Source organism: Mucilaginibacter sp. P4_D1 (assembly GCF_056401935.1).
The window spans coordinates 310174-327706 of the sequence record NZ_JBFUIJ010000001.1 but is presented as its reverse complement, the minus strand read 5'-3'; the positions used below and the strand labels follow the sequence as shown (position 1 = coordinate 327706).

The window sequence follows — 17533 nt, the reverse complement described above, 5'->3', positions numbered from 1 at the left end:
CTTATTTATTAATAGTGGCACTTACCGCATTCGATACCACCTAAAACAGCGGCAGTAACTTTTTCGCCTTTTTTAATCTTATCATGTGCTGCAAGTATGCTGTCGTAATAAGCGTTGCCTTTGGCGTTAACCTCGGTGCGTTTGTGGCACTGAATACACCATTTCATGGTAAGCGGCGAGTATTGGTAAACCTCTTTCATGGTTTCAACAGGACCGTGGCAAGCCTGGCATTTAATACCGGCAACCTTTACGTGTTGCGAGTGGTTAAAGTAAGCCAGATCGGGCAGGTTATGAACACGAATCCATTGGATTGGCTTGGCTGCGGTGCTATCGTATTTATCAGTTTTAGGATCGTAACCCAAAGCATCGTAGATTTTGTGAATCTCTGCCGATTCGGTTTTAACAACCTTGTGGCAGTTCATACACACGTTTAGTGATGGGATAGAAGCATTTTTTGATTTGTAAGCACCGCCGTGGCAATACTGGCAATCAATTTTCATTTGCCCGGCATGCAGTTCATGTGAGTATTTGATTGGCTGTACCGGTTGATAACCTGTGTGCACGTTGGTGTTCCACAAGGTAACCCATCCCCAGCTGCCCATCGCAATGGTGCCGCAAACCAGTATAAAGAATACCAGTTTTTTGTTTTTAAGGATCTTTTTAAGCAGTACGTTTTTATCGGCTTCGGCAACAACCTCATCTTCAACTACAATGTTTGGGTTGCTGGCTAATACGCGCTCCAACGAATTGGTAGCCTTGTTTAAAACAAGTATTAAGATGAAAGCGATAATGACAATGCCAACTAAGCCCCAAACAACCAGTTCACTTGGGCCTTTTGCTTCAACAGGGCCAACCGGTTTTTTTGCATTTTCGTCCTGAATTCTTTTCCAATCTGCACGGATGTAAGTAATTACATTACTTACGTCGGCGTCAGAAAGATTGGTAAAAGTGGTCATTGCCTTACCATCAAACTCCTTAACAATTTTAAGAGCCTTAGGGTTACCGGCAGCAATTAAGGCCTGGTTATTCTGAATCCAACTGATAAGGTACTTATCATCGGTTTCAGAGGTAAGCTGCGGACCCAGTGCAGGGCCGGTCATTCGCTCTGCAATCTTGTGACAGGCCGTACAATTGGCTTTAAAAATGGTTTCGCCCTTAGCAGCGTCTGTTTGCGCGTAAGCAGCAGAAAAACCCCAAAAAGCAAACCCAACAATCAGTAAAACCGACCTTGAGAATTGTTTAAAAATCAATGAGAAACTTCTCATAAAGTGTATTTATGCTAAATAATTTTTATATTAATGTTTTATTCTGCTGTAAAGATGTGTAACCCATCTGCTTTTTACAGCCACAAAAGTAAAATTTATTACAGTATCGCTGACACATAAATGACAGTAACCTATAATTTATAATCGTTCTAAATAAACACAAAAATGTCATTTAAATACTCTTTAAAGCATATTAATGCCATTTTGAAAATTTATTGATGGTTTCACCATCAATATCGATTATAAACTTTTTATTGTTTTAATATCCAGGCAAATATAAGCGGGGCTACAATAGTGGCATCACTCTCAACAATAAACTTAGGCGTATGAATATCCAGCTTGCCCCAGGTTATCTTCTCGTTTGGCACAGCGCCTGAGTATGATCCGTATGATGTTGTTGAATCAGATATCTGGCAAAAATAGCTCCAGAAAGGTACATCATGCATCTCCATATCCTGGTAAAGCATAGGCACAACGCATATCGGGAAATCGCCTGCAATACCCCCACCTATCTGGAAAAAGCCTATGCCTTTGCCCGATGAGTTTTTGGTATACCAATCGGCAAGCCAGGCCATATATTCGATACCACTCTTCATGGTCGATGCTTTCAGCTCGCCTTTGATAAGATATGATGCAAATATGTTGCCCATGGTGCTATCTTCCCATCCGGGTACCACAATAGGCAGGTTTTTTTCGGCAGCAGCCAGCATCCATGAGTTTTTAGGATCTATCTCATAATATTGCTCCAGCTCGCCGCTTAACAATATCTTGTACATGTATTCGTGCGGAAAATAACGTTCGCCGCTGTTATCAGCATCTTTCCATATTTTATGGATGTGTTTTTGTAGCCTGCGGAAAGCTTCCTCTTCGGGAATACAGGTATCGGTAACGCGATTGTAGTGATTCTCTAACAAATCCCACTCTTCCTGCGGGCTTAAATCGCGGTAATTGGGCACCCTTTTGTAGTGCGAGTGCGCTACCAGGTTCATGATATCCTCTTCCAGGTTGGCACCTGTACAGGAGATAATGGCTATTTTATCCTGGCGAATCATCTCGGCCAATGAAATCCCCAGTTCGGCGGTGCTCATTGCGCCGGCAAGGGTAACCATCATTTTACCGCCTTCATCAAGGTGGGTTTCATATCCCTTGGCGGCATCCATTAATGCTGCGGAGTTAAAATGCAGGTAGTTGCGTTCAATAAACTGCGAAATTGGTCCTCGTGTGATGCTCATAGTATATCAATAAAAATTCAGCTGTAAAAGTAGGAATTTTGCGGGATTATGATTTTTAAATGAAATTTTATTGATGTTACTTGTTTGTTATCATTTTAACGCGGCACCTGAATACCAATAAAGCAAAAGGTCTTTTATTACTTTTTACTTTAAAATGTCCCTACGCTATCAACCTTATCACAAAAATGGGGTTATATTAGCTGAATTTATATGAAAACATTCTTTACCTCGTTGTTGCTGATATTTTTCCTGCAATCCGCTTTTTCACAATCGCACATTCTCCCAAAGTTTTTGCGCAAAATGTATTTAAATAAGGATACCAGTAAAAAAAGCAGTTTTGTTATTTTACCGGTGCTTAGCTCAGCACCGGAAACCGGCCTCGAGGTGGGCGGGGCAGGCCTGTATTCCTTTTACAGCGATTCGCTAAAAAGCAGCACCCGGGTATCAAGCGTCTTTGGTTATGCCACAATAACCACCAAAGGCCAAAGCCGCTTAAGTTTAAATACCAGTTATTGGACACCCGATAATGGGTACCATTACACCGCGGGTATTAGTTTTATCAATTTCCCGGTTAACTTTTATGGTATTGGTAATAATACCCTCAGCGCCGATGCGGTGCGTATTGGGCAAAAACGGACTAAATTGTATGTTGGCGTCGAAAAGAAATTATCTGACAGGCTTTACGCAGGTATAGTGGCTGGGGCTATTAGATACAGAATTCCTCCCGAACCAACCAATACTATTTTTTATACCGACCGGCGGGTAGAAAACCACGGCGGGGGCAGTAATATATACCTTGGGCCCAGCATAACATTTGATAGCCGCAATAACAATACCTACACTACAAAAGGGATGATAATTACCAGCTCGTTTGAGATAATTAAGGGATTTGGCAACAAGGGTTATAACGGTGGCTTTTTAAATACAGAGTACTCCCAGTTTTTTGCATTGACAAAAAAGCTGGTTTTAGGAGTAGACATACAGGAACAGAGCCTTACCGGCCGCAGTTCGCCTTTTTATTGGTTGCCTGCGCTGGGGAATGATGAGCTCATGCGTGGCTATTATAACGGCAGGTACCGAGATCGTAACATGCTTGCCGGTCAAACAGAGCTGCGTTATCGCCTAAGTCCGCGTATTGGTTTTGTAGCCTTTGCAGGCACCGGCGAAGTATTTAACAAAAGCTTTAGCTGGGCACAACTAAAACCCAACTATGGCGGCGGTGTACGCTACTTTTTCGACATTGAAAAAGGCCTAAGCATCCGTGCCGACTACGGCATAGGCCAAAAAAATCCCGGGGAAAAACGCCAAAGCGGGTTTTATGCAGCATTGGGACAGGCGTTTTGAGTGGCACATTGGGTAGGTTATAGGTTTGACGTTGTACGTTTGACGTCGTAAGTTATACGTTTCGATCATCCAAAATAATCAAGCTACATCGTCTCATCTTAGCACATTACTAATAAAAACGTACGACGTCAAACGTACAACGTCAAACGTACAACCTAATTTAACCGCGCTGCAAATCCTCAATATCGTACCTTAAAATGTTCCCGCTCTTTCCTGTCTTGCTTAAAAAACACCAGGCCTATCCAAAACAGGTTAATGGTGAGGGTAACTTTGGGGTTTAGCTTGATTTGGCTCCAGGCTTGCTTCAGGTTTTTAGCGGTATGCAAACCGGTAAAAATCATGATGGTATCCGGGTTAATTTTGTCCAGGTATTGATTGAAGTAAGGCAGTGTTTTTTCTTCGAGGTTTTCGCCATGGAAAACTACCAGGCCCGATGGTATTTTATTTAATGTAATAAATTCGCTTTCATTTTGAGGGAGATAGAATTTAGCTTTGGGTGCTGCTTTTTGCAGATAAGAGCTTGTCTGCTGGTTATTTGTCCCCAACTCGACTACTATTGCCGGGTTAAAATGCTTTGTTACCCGGTAAATCAATTGAGCAACTTTCGGCTTAAGTCCAGCCCTCCCCTCTCCTTTTTCTGGCACAAATCCGGGCTCGTGGTATACTTGTTGGCTGGCGTAATCATAAATTACATGGTCTATCAGTTTATATACAAATGGCGAGTGTATACCATGGCGGTTATTGGCCGTAAACCGGTGTTTTAAATAATCTTGCACAAATCTGAGATTCCACATCGCCGCAAAAGTAAAAAAGTTTAGTATTTTAGCATGATAGCGTATGATAAATCCGACAGAAGTAAACTCTTTGATCCGATTGCTGGACGACCCCGATAACGAGATATATGATCACGTTCACGAAAAACTGCTTGGCTACGGCAGCGAGGTAATTGCCTACCTTGAAACCGCTTTTGAGCAGGCTTTTGATGCTGTACAGCAAGAACGGATAGCTAACCTTGTACATGAAATTCAGTTTAGATCATTAAAAACCGACCTGCAGCTGTGGCACCAAAGCGGCGCTTTTGACCTACTACAGGGCATCCTGATCATCAACCGCTATCAATACCCCGACCTGGACGAGCAAAGGGTAATTAACCAGGTAGAATCAATCAAACGCGACATCTGGATTCACATGATGAACGAGGCCAGCCCCAAGGAGCAGATCAAGCTCATCAACCATGTATTTTACAATATTTACGGATTTAGCGGTAATATATCCAACCACCTCGACCCGCAAAACAGCTATCTGAGCCAGGTGCTCGAAACAAAAAAAGGCAACCAGATATCATTGGCCATCATCTACTCCATCATTGCCCAAAAGCTGGATGTGCCCGTATATGGCGTAAACCTGCCTCAGCATTTTATTTTGGCCTATGTTGATGAAAGCATGGAGAACAACTTTGAAGGTGGTGTGCTGTTTTACATCAATGCATTTAATAAAGGTTTTATTTTTGGCCGCCGCGATGTGGATATGTTTTTAAAACAGCTTAACCTTAAATTTGATAAGCAGTTTTACGAGCCCTGCTCCAACACCGATATCATTAAACGCGTTATCCGTAACCTGATAAGTGCCTATGAAAACTTAGGGTCGGCCGAGAAGGTGGTGGAGTTGAATGAATTGCTGGCGATATTGGATAATAATCCTGGAATAAATCAGCGTATAATGAAATAAATTGTCATTTCGAAACGGGGCACGAGTGAGAAACTATCTCTTAAGCGTAGCGAAAAATCTTATACGATTTGCTATGACCGCGCTCCCATGAAATACATGGCGTTGAAGACTTGCTATACAGCCTTGCTCCCGTGAAATACAAGGCGTATAAGATTTCTAACCTTTTCCCCACACCTGCCAGCCCTTAAAAGGATTCAAAATAACATTGCGTTATATTAGTTTTCTGCTCAAGTACGTAATCTTAAATTTCAATTGGCATATTTACAACCTCGCCCCATCTACCGGCAACGCCTTTTCACTTTCGTTTTTTAACCGGTCAATTGCCGTTACTATGTAAGTATAGGTTTTACCTTTCTGCGCGGTGGTATCCAAATAGAGGGTATTGTTGTTATATTGGATGCTTAATATGTTTTCGGCATTATCTAAGTTTAGTTTAGCACCTGTGCTAAAACGATAAACTACATAGCCATAAACAGGCTCATTATCTTTTGCCATCAATGGCGTTTGCCACATCAGTTTAACCCCATTGAGCTCCGGCTTCGCAATAAGCCCTACCGGCGCATTGGGCGCTATTGAATCGCGCCAGAGCATCACAGGCGGCAGGGCCGGGTAATGGTAATAGTTAACCCGCAACGAATCTGTAAAACCCAGCGGATTATTCATTAATGAGTTGGAACTAAAATATACACTACCCTGCACCCTTAAATTTTTACGCAGGTATTGAATTTGGCCCGGAAACTGGCCCGGCAATCTGAAACCGGGCAGTTTGTTTTCGATAATACGGTATGGCGCCTGCCCAATGTACAAATGCCGGCCATAGGCATTGTTGCCCCACCAGTCAATCATCGTTTTAAAAGGCACCAGTTTATCATCAATGGGGCGGTATAACTGCGGGTTAATATAATCTACCCAGCCCTCCTGCACCCACTTGCGCGAATCGGCATACAGAGCAAAGTACGAATCGCTGCCATGCGTATCAGAACCATCGGCTAACTGGGTTTTGTTGGCCCAAATACTAAACGGACTGATGCCAAACTTCATGCGCGGGTTGTGCTGATGGATGCTATCGTTCAGCATTTTTATCAGGGTGTTTACATTATCGCGTCGCCAATCGTCAATACTGGTAAAACCTTTACCATATTGCTGATAGGCTTGCTGATCGTTTATCTGCTGGCCTGCTACATGGTAAGGGTAAAAATAATCGTCCATATGGATGCCGTCGATATCGTAATTGGTTATCATATCCAACACCACCTGAACTATGTATTCCCTTACTTCGGGCAGGCCGGGGTTAAATAGCTTCATACCGCCGTAAGTAAAAAACCATTCGGGTTTTATACGGGTAATATGCTGCGGGCTAAGCTGCGAATAGGCACTATCCTTGGTTGCCCTGTATGGGTTTATCCAGGCATGCAACTCCATCCCGCGTTTGTGCGCCTCGATAACTGCAAACTCCAGGGGATCATAAAGAGGATTGGGCGCCAGGCCTTGCTTCCCGGTAAGCCATTTGGACCAGGGCTCGCGGCTTTTGGCATAAAAAGCATCAGCCGCCGGCCGAATCTGGAGCATAATAGCATTGATACCCGTTTTTTGATGGGCATTTAAAATGGTTAATAATTCCTGTTGCTGTTGGGCTGTAGTTTCATTAGGCGTAGCCGGCCAATCGATATTTTCGACAGTGGCTACCCAAACGCCGCGGAACTCGCGTTTAGGGTGAGCAACCGAACTACTATCAACAAGTTGTTGAGCCTGTACATTAAAAAAGCAAAAGGCGAGTAAAAAAGCTAAAACGCAAATTTTTTCAAGCATGATATATATTTACAGCACATAAAGCACCGGAATGCAATATAAGTTTGCCTTTGATTTAGGCAATCTTAATTCAAAACGTGGTGATTATATCAATTGGTTTTGTTTAATTTATCTTCTATCAGCTTTATGACTTCGGGGTGGTTACCTTCCTTTGCAGCAGATAGAACCGTATTACCCTGGTTATCATGCGCGTTTATATCTGCACCATTTTTAAGCAGGTATCTAATAATATTGATTTTACCTAAATTTGCAGCATACATTAAGGCGGTAGTGCTAAACCAATCCTTCCAGTCAACTTCGGCTTTATGATCCACCAATAATTTAACTGATTTATAATCTTTTTTATTTACGGCTAATATCAACAAACTCATCTCCACGTTGCCAAGTTTTTGTTTGTAATTAGCATCCGCTCCTTGTTTAAGCAATGTTTCAACCATGGAGGTGTCCTTATCACTAATGGCTTTAGCCAATTTATCATTTAACGTTTGAGCCTTTACACAGGTGCACAATAGCAGGAAACCGATAATAAGCGTATATTTTATCACGAGATGGTTGTAGATTAAATTATAGCATGTTGATATTTACTTCCCATTCAAAAACCCATTCTCTTCCAGCCAGTTGGTTGCCCAATCAAACCATTTGCCTTTGTTTTTTGAGTTATTCATCCCAAAGCCATGGCCGCCTTCCTGGAAAAGGTGCATCTCGGCTTTAACTTTATTTTTCAATAAGGCATCGTAAAACATCAGGCTGTTTTGTACAGGTACTACATTATCATCTTCGGCATGCACCAAAAACGAGGGCGGGGTGTTGGCTGTAATTTGTTTTTCGTTAGAGTACAGATCAAGTTGTGCCTGCGATGGTGTTTTACCTATCAGATTTTCGCGCGAGCCAACGTGGGCCTGCTCGCCAAAGCTAATCACCGGGTATATCAGCATCATAAAATCGGGACGCAGGCTAATGTTGTCTTTGTCGTCAATCACCGGCTTATCAAAATGTGTCCCCTCCGTTGATGCCAGGTGCCCGCCCGCCGAAAAGCCGATGATACCTATTTTTGCAGGGTTAATGCCCCATTCCTTAGCATTTTTACGAACGGTATATATAGCCATCTGCGCATCCTGCAGGGGGCCAATCGATCTATCAACCATTATTTCATCACTTGGCAAGCGATATTTCAGTAAAAAGGCGGTGACGCCTATCTTATTAAATTCCTTGCATATGGCCATACCCTCGTGAGCATTAGCCAAACCAGCGTAAGCTCCGCCCGGGCAAACCACAATAGCCGCGCCATTAGATTTACCCTTTTCGGGCAGATAGGCGGTTAGCGTTGGGATACTTACACCGGTAATCCAGTCACCATTGGTTTTCTCTACGTATGTTGCCGGGGTAGGTTTTGAATTTGGTACACCCTTAGGATACAAAGGCATCGGTTTTTCCTGGCTATAGGCTATGGTTGTTGCCATGGTGAAAATAAAGGCTGATAAAATGGTTTTCATAATTTATTGGGTATATGCAATTATAGGTTTTTTATTATAAACTTTTACCCAAGGTATCTTTTACCAATTCGCGGTTTTGGCGGGAGATGGGGATTTTGGTTTGATCGTTTAGCAATAAGGTTCCGCCATCTTCTTTTAGATAACTTTTTACAAATTGAACATTCACTAAATGCGATTGATGGGTACGTACAAAATGATGAGGTTTTAAAATATCAGCAAACTCTTTTAGTGTTTTACATACCAATACCTGCTCGCCGCTTTGCAGGTAAAAAGTGGTATAGTTGTTTGATGCCTCGCACCTGACGATGTCGGTAATTTTTACGTACCTGATCTCGGTTAGCGTGGGCAGGGTTATTTTGGGTGTTTCTTTTTGGCCAGCCTTAATGTACTCCAACAGGTTTTCGATGCTGTGATTTTGCTGCCTGCCGCTTATTTTTCGCGTTGCCTTTTCAATGGCCAGTTTAAATTCGGCAATATCTATCGGTTTCAGCAGGTAATCCAGTGCCGAAAATTTAATGGCCTGGATGCCATACTTATCATAGGCTGTGATGAATATCACTTCAAAATCTATTTTATCAAAAGCCCTCAACACATCAAAGCCCGATTGTCCCGGCATCTGGATATCAAGAAACAACAAGTCGGGCTGGTTGGCTTTAATGGCGGCTATCGCATCGCCCGCATTTGAAGCTGTTGCCACAACATCAATTTGCGGACACCAGGTTTTGATGATCTGTTGCAGGTTTTCAATGTTATTAGACTCATCATCAACAATAATACTTTTGATACTCATCGGCATAAATTTTATATCCAGTTTGATAAACGGATACTTACCACAGTACCCTGCCCTTGCTTATCAATATGTAAACTCAGCGGCTGATCTTTATATAACTGGTTTAATAAAGCTACACGTTCCTGGCTCAATTTTAAGCCGTAACCACTTATTTCAACAGGATTGTCAGTAGCTGTCCATTTGCCGTTGTCTTTTATGGCAAAAACAATGTCCTGCCCCTGCCGGCTCACCGATACTATTATCCGGCCTTGCTCCTTTAAAATGGCTACGCCGTGCTTAACCGCGTTCTCTACAAAGGGCTGCAGCAACATGGCCGGAATTTCGATATTGGCTTGGTTCAAATCAGGATCTGTTGTTATCTCATACTTAAAGCCAAAGCGCAATTGCTCCATTTGCAGGTAATCATCTAAAATAGCAAGCTCTTGTTCCAGGCTTATTAATTCCTCGTTGCCGGTATCCAATACTTGTCGGGTTAAGCCCGCAAATTTAGAGAGGTAATGATTTGCACCGTCGATATCATTTTTATTTACCAGGTTTTGGATAGATGTTAAAGCGTTAAACATAAAATGCGGGTTAAGCTGAGCACGGATGGATTGCAGTTTTAAGCCGGCCGTTTGCTTCTCCTGCGCCGCACGTAACAACTTTACCTGGTTGCGCCTGTAATAGCCCCCAAACAGCAAAACAACACCCGTGAGTGTTGCTATGATGTAAGGTAAGGCTTGTTTTATGGTGATGGATGCCTTTTTTTCGGGCGGGGCCAAAACCTCGAAAGGAATTTTCACAGACTGGCTATCGCCTCCACGTTTCCCAAAACTCCATACAGTCACCTCGTACCTACCCGGAACTTTAAACATATCCGGCGTAATTGTTACCGAATTATCAAGTATCCTGTCTTTTATTAACACAGTGTCCCTTTTGCCGCCAATATTTTTAACCAGGTATGCTACATAGGCATAGGTTTCATGGTGCATAAAAGTAACGTCAAAGCCGTCTAAACTATCTGCAAAAAACTTCAGATCAAGCGGCAAGCCTGTTTTTGGGTCAATCTTTTTTACATAGCCCCTGTTGGCTTTTAAATTAGTAACATCTATATGTTCATCGGGGGCTTTCACATCCAGAAATATTCCACCAACCTGCGGCGTAAAATTGGCCCTCCAATCAAATACTACCCCATCCCTGATATTGTAATCGTGAATATTTACAACCTCTACAAGCAATTGTTTACCGGGCCTGTTAAACTTACCCATAAAACCGTATGGATACTTTGCCCCATATTTTTTTTCGAGCCGGGGTTTGGTCCATGGCACCACTTCCACGCTATCATTTTCAACAACATGATACCGGTAATCGTCAACATTTTCTTTATTAATGCCCAGGGCCATTAGTTCGGCATCTGTGCTATCGGCAATAATGTAGCTTTGGTATTGTTTGGAGATAGAGTATACCCGGCTGCCAAAAAAGTACTTCAGTTTCGGGTTAAGCTTTATTGCCAAAAACAGTGTTTTTTTGGCAAATCTTTTATCCTTATATTTTTGAATTTCCTTTTGCCCAAACCAAAGCTGGTCGTCTAAAAATCCAACGTTGTCGCCCTGTATCACATTGCCAAAGGGTGGTTCATTGTCCTGTTGTGCCTGTGCTTTAAAAAGGTTGCCCATACCAAGTAGTAACCAGCCAATTAATACAAAAATTTTACTTTTCATGATGCGTGTTTAAGTTTACAATTATTATTTACATCACAAAAATGTATTTACCTGCGGGCCTTAACAACGCCCAATGAGTATGTGGCAGGCGGGACTTAGAATTTGGCAGCATACTGCTAATATGCTTACCTGATTTGTTTATAAAAATTCTCTTTATAAGTATCAGACACGGGTATCAATTCATTTTTAATGCGGATGCGGTCGCGCTCAATACTTTCAATTTTATCAAGCGCAACAATGAATGATTTGTGTACCCTGCAAAATTGCCTGGCGGGGAGTTCGAGCTCCAGCTCGCTAAAGGTTTGCAGCGTCATTATATTTTTTTCGTTTAAATGCAGGCGGCGATAATCGCGCATGCCTTCAATAAAAAGCAGGTCATCTAACTTAATTTTTTCGAGCCGGTATTCTGTTTTTATAAAAATGAATGTTTTACCCTCCTCCCTGCCCGATAGTTTATCATAAACCTTATTTACGCCCTGCATAAAACGCTCAAAGGTGAAGGGTTTTAAAAGATAGTCGCACACGTTAAGATCGAACCCGCGCAGGGCATATTTATCAAAGGCTGTGGTAATTATAACCTCGGGCTTTTTTATCAAACATTCCAGCAGTTGTATACCCGTAAAGCCATCCATTTGTATATCTAAAAAAAGCAGTTCTACTTTTTGAGCTTGCATAAAAGCTATGGCCTCTACACCATTGTCAAAGCTTTGCAGTAAATTTAAAAACGGCACTTTAAGCACAAAATCCCTGATTCGGTCCATAGCCAGGGGTTCGTCCTCAATTATTATACAATTAATTACCATGCAGGTTAATAGCTAATGTTACGTTAAAACGCTCATCTGTCTGCGTAATATTAAGCACGTAGGCTCCTTTATAAAGCAGGTTAAGGCGATTGTTTATCAATTCGAGCCCAAGGCCGCTATGCGGCTGCTTTAGCTCGGTTGATTGATTATAGGCGTTGCTACAGGTAAAAGTAATGGTATTGCCCAATACACCGATACCAATTTCAATAGCGTTACTTATTTTTTTATTGGTGGAGTGCTTAAACGCGTTTTCGATATAAGGGATAAATAGCATGGGGGCAATTTGCCGGTTATCCAGGTTACCATTTACTGTAAGCTTCACAAAATCGGGGTTGGCGGTGCGAATTTTTTGCAACTCGATATATTGCTCAATATAATCCACCTCCTGCTTTAGTTCAATTTGCTCCAACGGACTTTCATAAAGTGTAAACCTCAAAATATCCGAGAGTTTTTTTAAGTAGATGGAGGCTTGTTTGGCATCTTTTTCAATCAGCACATCAATATTATTAAGCGTGTTAAACAAAAAGTGCGGATTAATCCGGGCTTTTAATAGCGCAAGCTCGGTTTCGATATTTTTTCTTTCTAACTCTTTTTTATACCTGATATCGGCATACCAATTTACAAACCCCCTGATTAAACAGGCTGCAACTGCCGAATAAATTACTCCTGTAATCATATTGCCAATTACCAAACCCAGCCCCACATTATTGAAAGAAGCCGGCGCTAAAGCGCGCAAGCCCAAATACTCCGCAGCCGTTATTAATGCCGCAGTCAGCAAACCAGCAACAACAAAAAGGAAAATTTTGCGATTGGACAAATAAACCGAGAAAAACAAAAAATAAAATAAATAAAAAATGACAATCTGCCCGGCGTAACTAACAGGTACAATTAAATAATTGCCGGGGGGATTACCTGGATTTAAATTTAAGATAAAATAGGCTTGCAGGAGTTTTGGAAACCAATAGGCAATATTTAGTGAAATTGCCCAAACTGTTTTTTTCATGTTGTTGTTATTTAAATTAAACATGGTTCAAAAATCATTTTTAGGATCGTGGTTTATCAATAAACTCTGCCAGTTGCCGGTTTGTATCTGCAAAATGGGTTAAATATGCGCATTAAATAAAAATGGTGTTACCGGTAAAAACCCAATAACACAACCCCGGTATAATTTAAAAATATCAAATATTAACTCTTAGGCCCGCCAAACTCCATTAGGTAGGCCTTCAAAAACTCGTTAAGTTCACCATCAAGTACGGCGGCGGCATTCGAGGTTTCATGATCGGTTCGCAAATCTTTCACCAGTAGAATAAGACAAATAGTTCAACTCTTTTTGAGGCAGTCTCAAAAGTAAAATTGAGGGTCTGAGAATCGCGTATAACAAAACGTTCTCCACCGCCTATCCGAATAAATTAAAGAAAAAGAGGCTGTTCTCGGACTTTTGAGACGGCCTCTACCCCTCTTCAGTTTCACCTTTTAACAGCGATTGGAGTAATTCCGTGGCTATTGTTGTTTTAAATATTGGATGATTAACTATTCCAAAATAAAATGGAAAGCCATATCAGCATTGCCATCAAATTGACGAGCAAAAAATATTTGTTTTGCCTGCTTTTGATCGTCATTATGGCTCCTGTAAGCGTTAATACAATCGAAATCAATATCGCCAGAAAAAAACCAAAGATATCTAAGTTTAGCGTACAGGGGCCGCTTTTAAAATTGCCCGACTTTATAAAGTAGACAACCGCAAATGCGGAAATCAAGTGATACCCTATCAGCAATAAATCTCTTTTCTGCCTGCCTGTAATCTGCATTTTTTTAACTCTTGGGCCCGCCAAACTCCATCAGGTAGGCCTTCAAAAACTCGTTAAGTTCACCATCAAGTACGGCGGCGGCATTCGAGGTTTCATGATCGGTTCGCAAATCTTTCACCAGCTTGTAAGGGTGTAACACATAGTTGCGGATCTGCGATCCCCACTCTATTTTCTTTTTGTTGCCCTCAATAGCATTACTTATTTCCATGCGCTTACGCATTTCAATTTCATATAGCTGCGATTTCAGCAAGCGGATAGCGTTATCCTTATTTTGCAACTGCGAGCGCGACTCCTGGTTTTTGATAATAATGCCCGATGGTTTGTGATATAAACGCACGGCGGTTTCTACCTTGTTCACGTTTTGTCCGCCGGCACCGCCCGAGCGGAAAGTCTCAAACTCAATATCGGCTGGGTTAATGTCAATTTCGATGGTATCATCAACCAGCGGATAAACATAAACCGAAGCAAACGAAGTATGGCGCTTGGCATTGGCATCAAATGGCGATACGCGGACCAAACGGTGTACGCCGTTTTCGCCTTTAAGGTATCCGTAGGCAAAATCACCTTCCAATTGCAGGGTTACGGTTTTTACTCCGGCCACATCGCCGGGCTGGTAATCCTGCTCGGTAACTTTGTAGCCGTTCTTTTCGCCCCACATAATGTACATACGCATCAGCATTCCGGCCCAGTCGCAGCTTTCGGTACCCCCTGCACCTGCTGTTATTTGCAGTACGGCGTTAAACTGATCTTCCTCGGCCGAGAGCATGTTTTTAAATTCAAGCTCTTCTACAGCCTTTATAGCCATGTTATACTGCTCCAGCATTTCGGCCTCGGTAGCATCACCGCCCTGGTAAAATTCAAACAGCACGCCGGTATCTTCAATTACCGCCAATACTTTTTGAAACTCATCTGTCCAAACTTTTTTTACTTTGATAGATGCCAGTACCTTTTCGGCCTCTTTCGGGTGGTCCCAAAAATGCGGACCAATAGTTATTTCCTGTTCAGCTTTTAGTAGCTCTAATTTCTTGTCGATGTCAAAGATGCCTCCTCAGGGAAGCTGCTCTATCCCTTAAATCCTGAATCTGTTCTTTAGTCATGTGGCAAATATATGCAATTAGATTATCGGCATAAATAAAAAAAGGCCTGCAAATTGTATTAACAATCTGCAGACCCGTTTTACAAGGTAGGTGAATATATTAAGCAACCATGGCGCGGTCAACCAACAAACTTAAGTCGGCACGGTTACCATTTAGCTTGGTAAGCATATTTTTAAGGCCAAATTCTTTAACCTGCTCGCTTTTTGACGCTTTTACCAGTTCGGTCATCACAGCCGGGATCAATGCTTTTGAGGCGATCATGGCCTGTTCAGGGTCGATATGATAAAAAGTATTGAGCCTGTTGGCAAACCTACTAACCATACTGGATACTAATGATTGATTGTAAATACCCGACGAGCGAAAATACTTCACTAAATCTTTCAATTTACCGTTTTCCATTTGTCCTTTTAATACCTCAATGATAGCGCTCGATGCTTCAATAAGCACACTTTCATGGTATTTTACAGGAATTGAAGGGTTGTTAATAACTGCCGTCCCGGCGTTATTTTTTACAAGCAAAAAAAGTTTTCCAAACATAGTAGCAACAATTTTATACTGAAATTTACAAATTGATGATAAATCACTCATTTGATTACCAACAATACAAAGATATCAAATAATAATTTTAAATATCAAAATAATTTGCAAATATTTTTTGAATTTTCGTAATTTTTAGGTGTAAAACAAACACTATGTGTGTAGTGTTAAAACAACACAGAGAATAGTAAGTTTGATAATTTATATCCACCTAACAATTAACTTGTTACTTTTGTCAAAAACACATCAACTATGTTGCCAAATATCGATTTCACCACCACCCAGAGCTATAAATACTTAGCCGACCATTACATTGATATTGTATCAAAAAGCCTGAAAGAACTATTCGATGCTGATGATCAGCGATTTAATAAATTCTCTATCCAGTTTGAGGAGATTTTGCTGGATTATTCCAAAAACCGCATCGACGATGAAACTATAGCCTTATTGATACAACTGGCCAAAGAATGTTCAGTAAATAAGGCAATAGAAGCCATGTTTGCGGGCGAAACCATTAACGTTACCGAAGGCCGCCCGGTACTGCACATTGCTTTGCGTAATCGCAGCAATACCCCAATTTACGTAGATGGCAAAGATGTTATGCCCGATGTAAATAAGGTGCTTGATCATATGAAGGAGTTTAGCGAAGCTATCATATCTGGCACATGGAAGGGCTATACCGGCAAACCTATTACCGATGTGGTAAACATAGGTATAGGAGGCTCTGATTTAGGCCCGGTAATGGTTACCGAAGCTTTAAAAGCCTACAAAAACCACCTCAACCTGCATTTTGTGAGTAATGTGGATGGCACACACATAGCCGAAACGCTGAAGATTGTTGATCCCGAAACTACTTTGTTCCTGATAGCATCAAAAACTTTTACTACCCAGGAAACCATGGGGAACGCGCACAGCGCCCGCGATTGGTTTTTAGCCGCCGGTGCTACCGAGGCTGATGTAGCCAAACACTTTGCTGCCTTATCAACCAACGCTGCCGCAGTAGAAAAATTTGGTATCGATACTAAAAACATGTTTGAGTTTTGGGATTGGGTTGGTGGCCGCTACTCGTTATGGAGTGCCATCGGCCTTTCAATTGCCCTAAGCATCGGCTTTGATAATTTTGCCGAGCTGCTTGATGGCGCACATGCTACCGACAATCATTTTAAAACAGCGCCGTTTGAAGAAAATATACCGGTAACCCTTGCCCTTTTAGGCATCTGGTATAACAATTTCTTTGAAGCCGAAACCAATGCCATTTTACCGTACGACCAATACATGCACCGTTTTGCCGCCTATTTTCAACAAGGCGATATGGAGAGTAACGGTAAACATGTTGACCGTAACGGCAAACATGTGGAGTACTCAACCGGCCCGATCATCTGGGGCGAGCCAGGCACCAACGGCCAGCACGCTTTTTACCAGCTGATTCACCAGGGCACTAAACTTATCCCTTGTGATTTTATAGCTCCGGCACAATCGCACAATCCGCTTGGCGAGCACCATAACATGTTACTATCAAACTTTTTTGCCCAAACAGAAGCGTTGATGAATGGCAAAACAGAAGAAGTAGTTATTGAAGAGTTAAAAGCCGCCGGTAGAACCGAAGCAGAAATTGCGGCCATTGCACCATTTAAAGTGTTTGAAGGCAACCGCCCAACTAACTCATTCCTGCTTAAAAAAATAACTCCGCACAGCCTGGGTTCATTAATTGCCATGTACGAGCACAAAATCTTCGTTCAAGGCATTATCTGGAACATTTATAGCTTTGACCAATGGGGTGTTGAATTAGGCAAGCAATTAGCCGGCAAAATTCTGCCGGAATTAAAGGACGACAGCGAAATAAGCAGCCATGATTCGTCAACTAACGGGTTGATTAATTTGTACAAGGCATGGAGGTAAGAACGCAGCCAAGCCCCCCGGCCCCCTG

General features: G+C 42.0%; 15 protein-coding genes and 1 pseudogene. 3 read left to right on the top strand and 13 right to left on the bottom strand.

Translation table 11 applies throughout. From position 1 onward, the window contains the following. Nucleotides 1-8 precede the first annotated feature (8 nt). A complete protein-coding gene (locus AC1DV1_RS01325) occupies nt 9-1265 on the bottom strand; it encodes a c-type cytochrome (RefSeq protein ID WP_477354059.1) in 1257 nt (418 codons plus the stop codon). Between the two features lie 251 nt (nt 1266-1516). Beyond that, nucleotides 1517-2497 carry a deoxyhypusine synthase family protein gene (locus AC1DV1_RS01320; protein ID WP_477354056.1) on the bottom strand — a complete coding sequence of 327 codons (981 nt, stop codon included), beginning with the start codon at nt 2495-2497 and terminating at the stop codon, nt 1517-1519. A gap of 210 nt (nt 2498-2707) precedes the next feature. On the opposite strand from AC1DV1_RS01320, the gene AC1DV1_RS01315 reads away from it, so the two are divergent. After that, nucleotides 2708-3841: a BamA/TamA family outer membrane protein gene (locus AC1DV1_RS01315; RefSeq protein ID WP_477354053.1), complete on the top strand. Its 1134-nt coding sequence runs from the start codon at nt 2708-2710 to the stop codon at nt 3839-3841. A gap of 179 nt (nt 3842-4020) precedes the next feature. Here the strand turns inward: AC1DV1_RS01315 and AC1DV1_RS01310 are convergent, their stop codons facing one another. Then, nucleotides 4021-4635, bottom strand: a complete 615-nt coding sequence (locus tag AC1DV1_RS01310; protein ID WP_477354050.1) for a hypothetical protein — start codon at nt 4633-4635, stop codon at nt 4021-4023. A gap of 43 nt (nt 4636-4678) precedes the next feature. Between AC1DV1_RS01310 and AC1DV1_RS01305 the strand changes: the two genes are divergently transcribed. Continuing rightward, nucleotides 4679-5569, top strand: coding sequence for a transglutaminase family protein (locus AC1DV1_RS01305; RefSeq protein WP_477354047.1), 891 nt, complete (start codon nt 4679-4681; stop codon nt 5567-5569). A gap of 261 nt (nt 5570-5830) precedes the next feature. Here the strand turns inward: AC1DV1_RS01305 and AC1DV1_RS01300 are convergent, their stop codons facing one another. From AC1DV1_RS01300 to AC1DV1_RS01255, 10 genes and pseudogenes are all read right to left on the bottom strand, one after another. Then, nucleotides 5831-7378 carry a glycoside hydrolase family 10-like protein gene (locus AC1DV1_RS01300; RefSeq protein WP_477354044.1) on the bottom strand — a complete coding sequence of 516 codons (1548 nt, stop codon included), beginning with the start codon at nt 7376-7378 and terminating at the stop codon, nt 5831-5833. Nucleotides 7379-7467: 89 nt separating this feature from the next. Next, nucleotides 7468-7923 (bottom strand): ankyrin repeat domain-containing protein, encoded by a 456-nt coding sequence (locus AC1DV1_RS01295; protein ID WP_477354041.1) that lies wholly within the window; start codon nt 7921-7923, stop codon nt 7468-7470. Nucleotides 7924-7959: 36 nt separating this feature from the next. After that, the gene (locus tag AC1DV1_RS01290) at nt 7960-8871 is read right to left on the bottom strand and encodes an alpha/beta hydrolase (RefSeq protein WP_477354038.1); all 912 of its coding nucleotides are present in this window, start codon (nt 8869-8871) and stop codon (nt 7960-7962) included. Nucleotides 8872-8905: 34 nt separating this feature from the next. After that, complete coding sequence (locus AC1DV1_RS01285) at nt 8906-9661, bottom strand: LytR/AlgR family response regulator transcription factor (RefSeq protein WP_477354035.1); 756 nt, start codon at nt 9659-9661, stop codon at nt 8906-8908. Between the two features lie 11 nt (nt 9662-9672). Continuing rightward, nucleotides 9673-11361, bottom strand: a complete 1689-nt coding sequence (locus tag AC1DV1_RS01280) for a sensor histidine kinase (RefSeq protein WP_477354032.1) — start codon at nt 11359-11361, stop codon at nt 9673-9675. Between the two features lie 125 nt (nt 11362-11486). Beyond that, nucleotides 11487-12164, bottom strand: a complete 678-nt coding sequence (locus tag AC1DV1_RS01275) for a LytR/AlgR family response regulator transcription factor (protein ID WP_477354030.1) — start codon at nt 12162-12164, stop codon at nt 11487-11489. Further along, complete coding sequence (locus AC1DV1_RS01270; protein ID WP_477354028.1) at nt 12154-13167, bottom strand: sensor histidine kinase; 1014 nt, start codon at nt 13165-13167, stop codon at nt 12154-12156. The genes AC1DV1_RS01275 and AC1DV1_RS01270 overlap by 11 nt, the downstream gene beginning before the upstream one ends. 182 nt (nt 13168-13349) lie before the next feature. Beyond that, nucleotides 13350-13466 (bottom strand): annotated as a pseudogene (gene prfB / locus AC1DV1_RS01265) (peptide chain release factor 2); the annotation flags it as partial. A gap of 510 nt (nt 13467-13976) precedes the next feature. Continuing rightward, nucleotides 13977-15069 (bottom strand): peptide chain release factor 2 gene (gene prfB / locus AC1DV1_RS01260; protein ID WP_143065359.1). Its coding sequence is split into 2 segments (ribosomal slippage): nt 13977-15008 and nt 15010-15069, totalling 1092 coding nucleotides; the frame shifts between segments, so codons are not numbered across the junction. Nucleotides 15070-15168: 99 nt separating this feature from the next. Beyond that, nucleotides 15169-15606, bottom strand: coding sequence for a hypothetical protein (locus AC1DV1_RS01255; RefSeq protein WP_477354026.1), 438 nt, complete (start codon nt 15604-15606; stop codon nt 15169-15171). Between the two features lie 252 nt (nt 15607-15858). Here AC1DV1_RS01255 and pgi point away from each other — a divergent pair, with 252 nt between their 5' ends. Beyond that, nucleotides 15859-17505 (top strand): glucose-6-phosphate isomerase, encoded by a 1647-nt coding sequence (gene pgi, locus AC1DV1_RS01250; RefSeq protein ID WP_477354024.1) that lies wholly within the window; start codon nt 15859-15861, stop codon nt 17503-17505. The last annotated feature ends 28 nt before the right edge of the window (nt 17506-17533 follow it).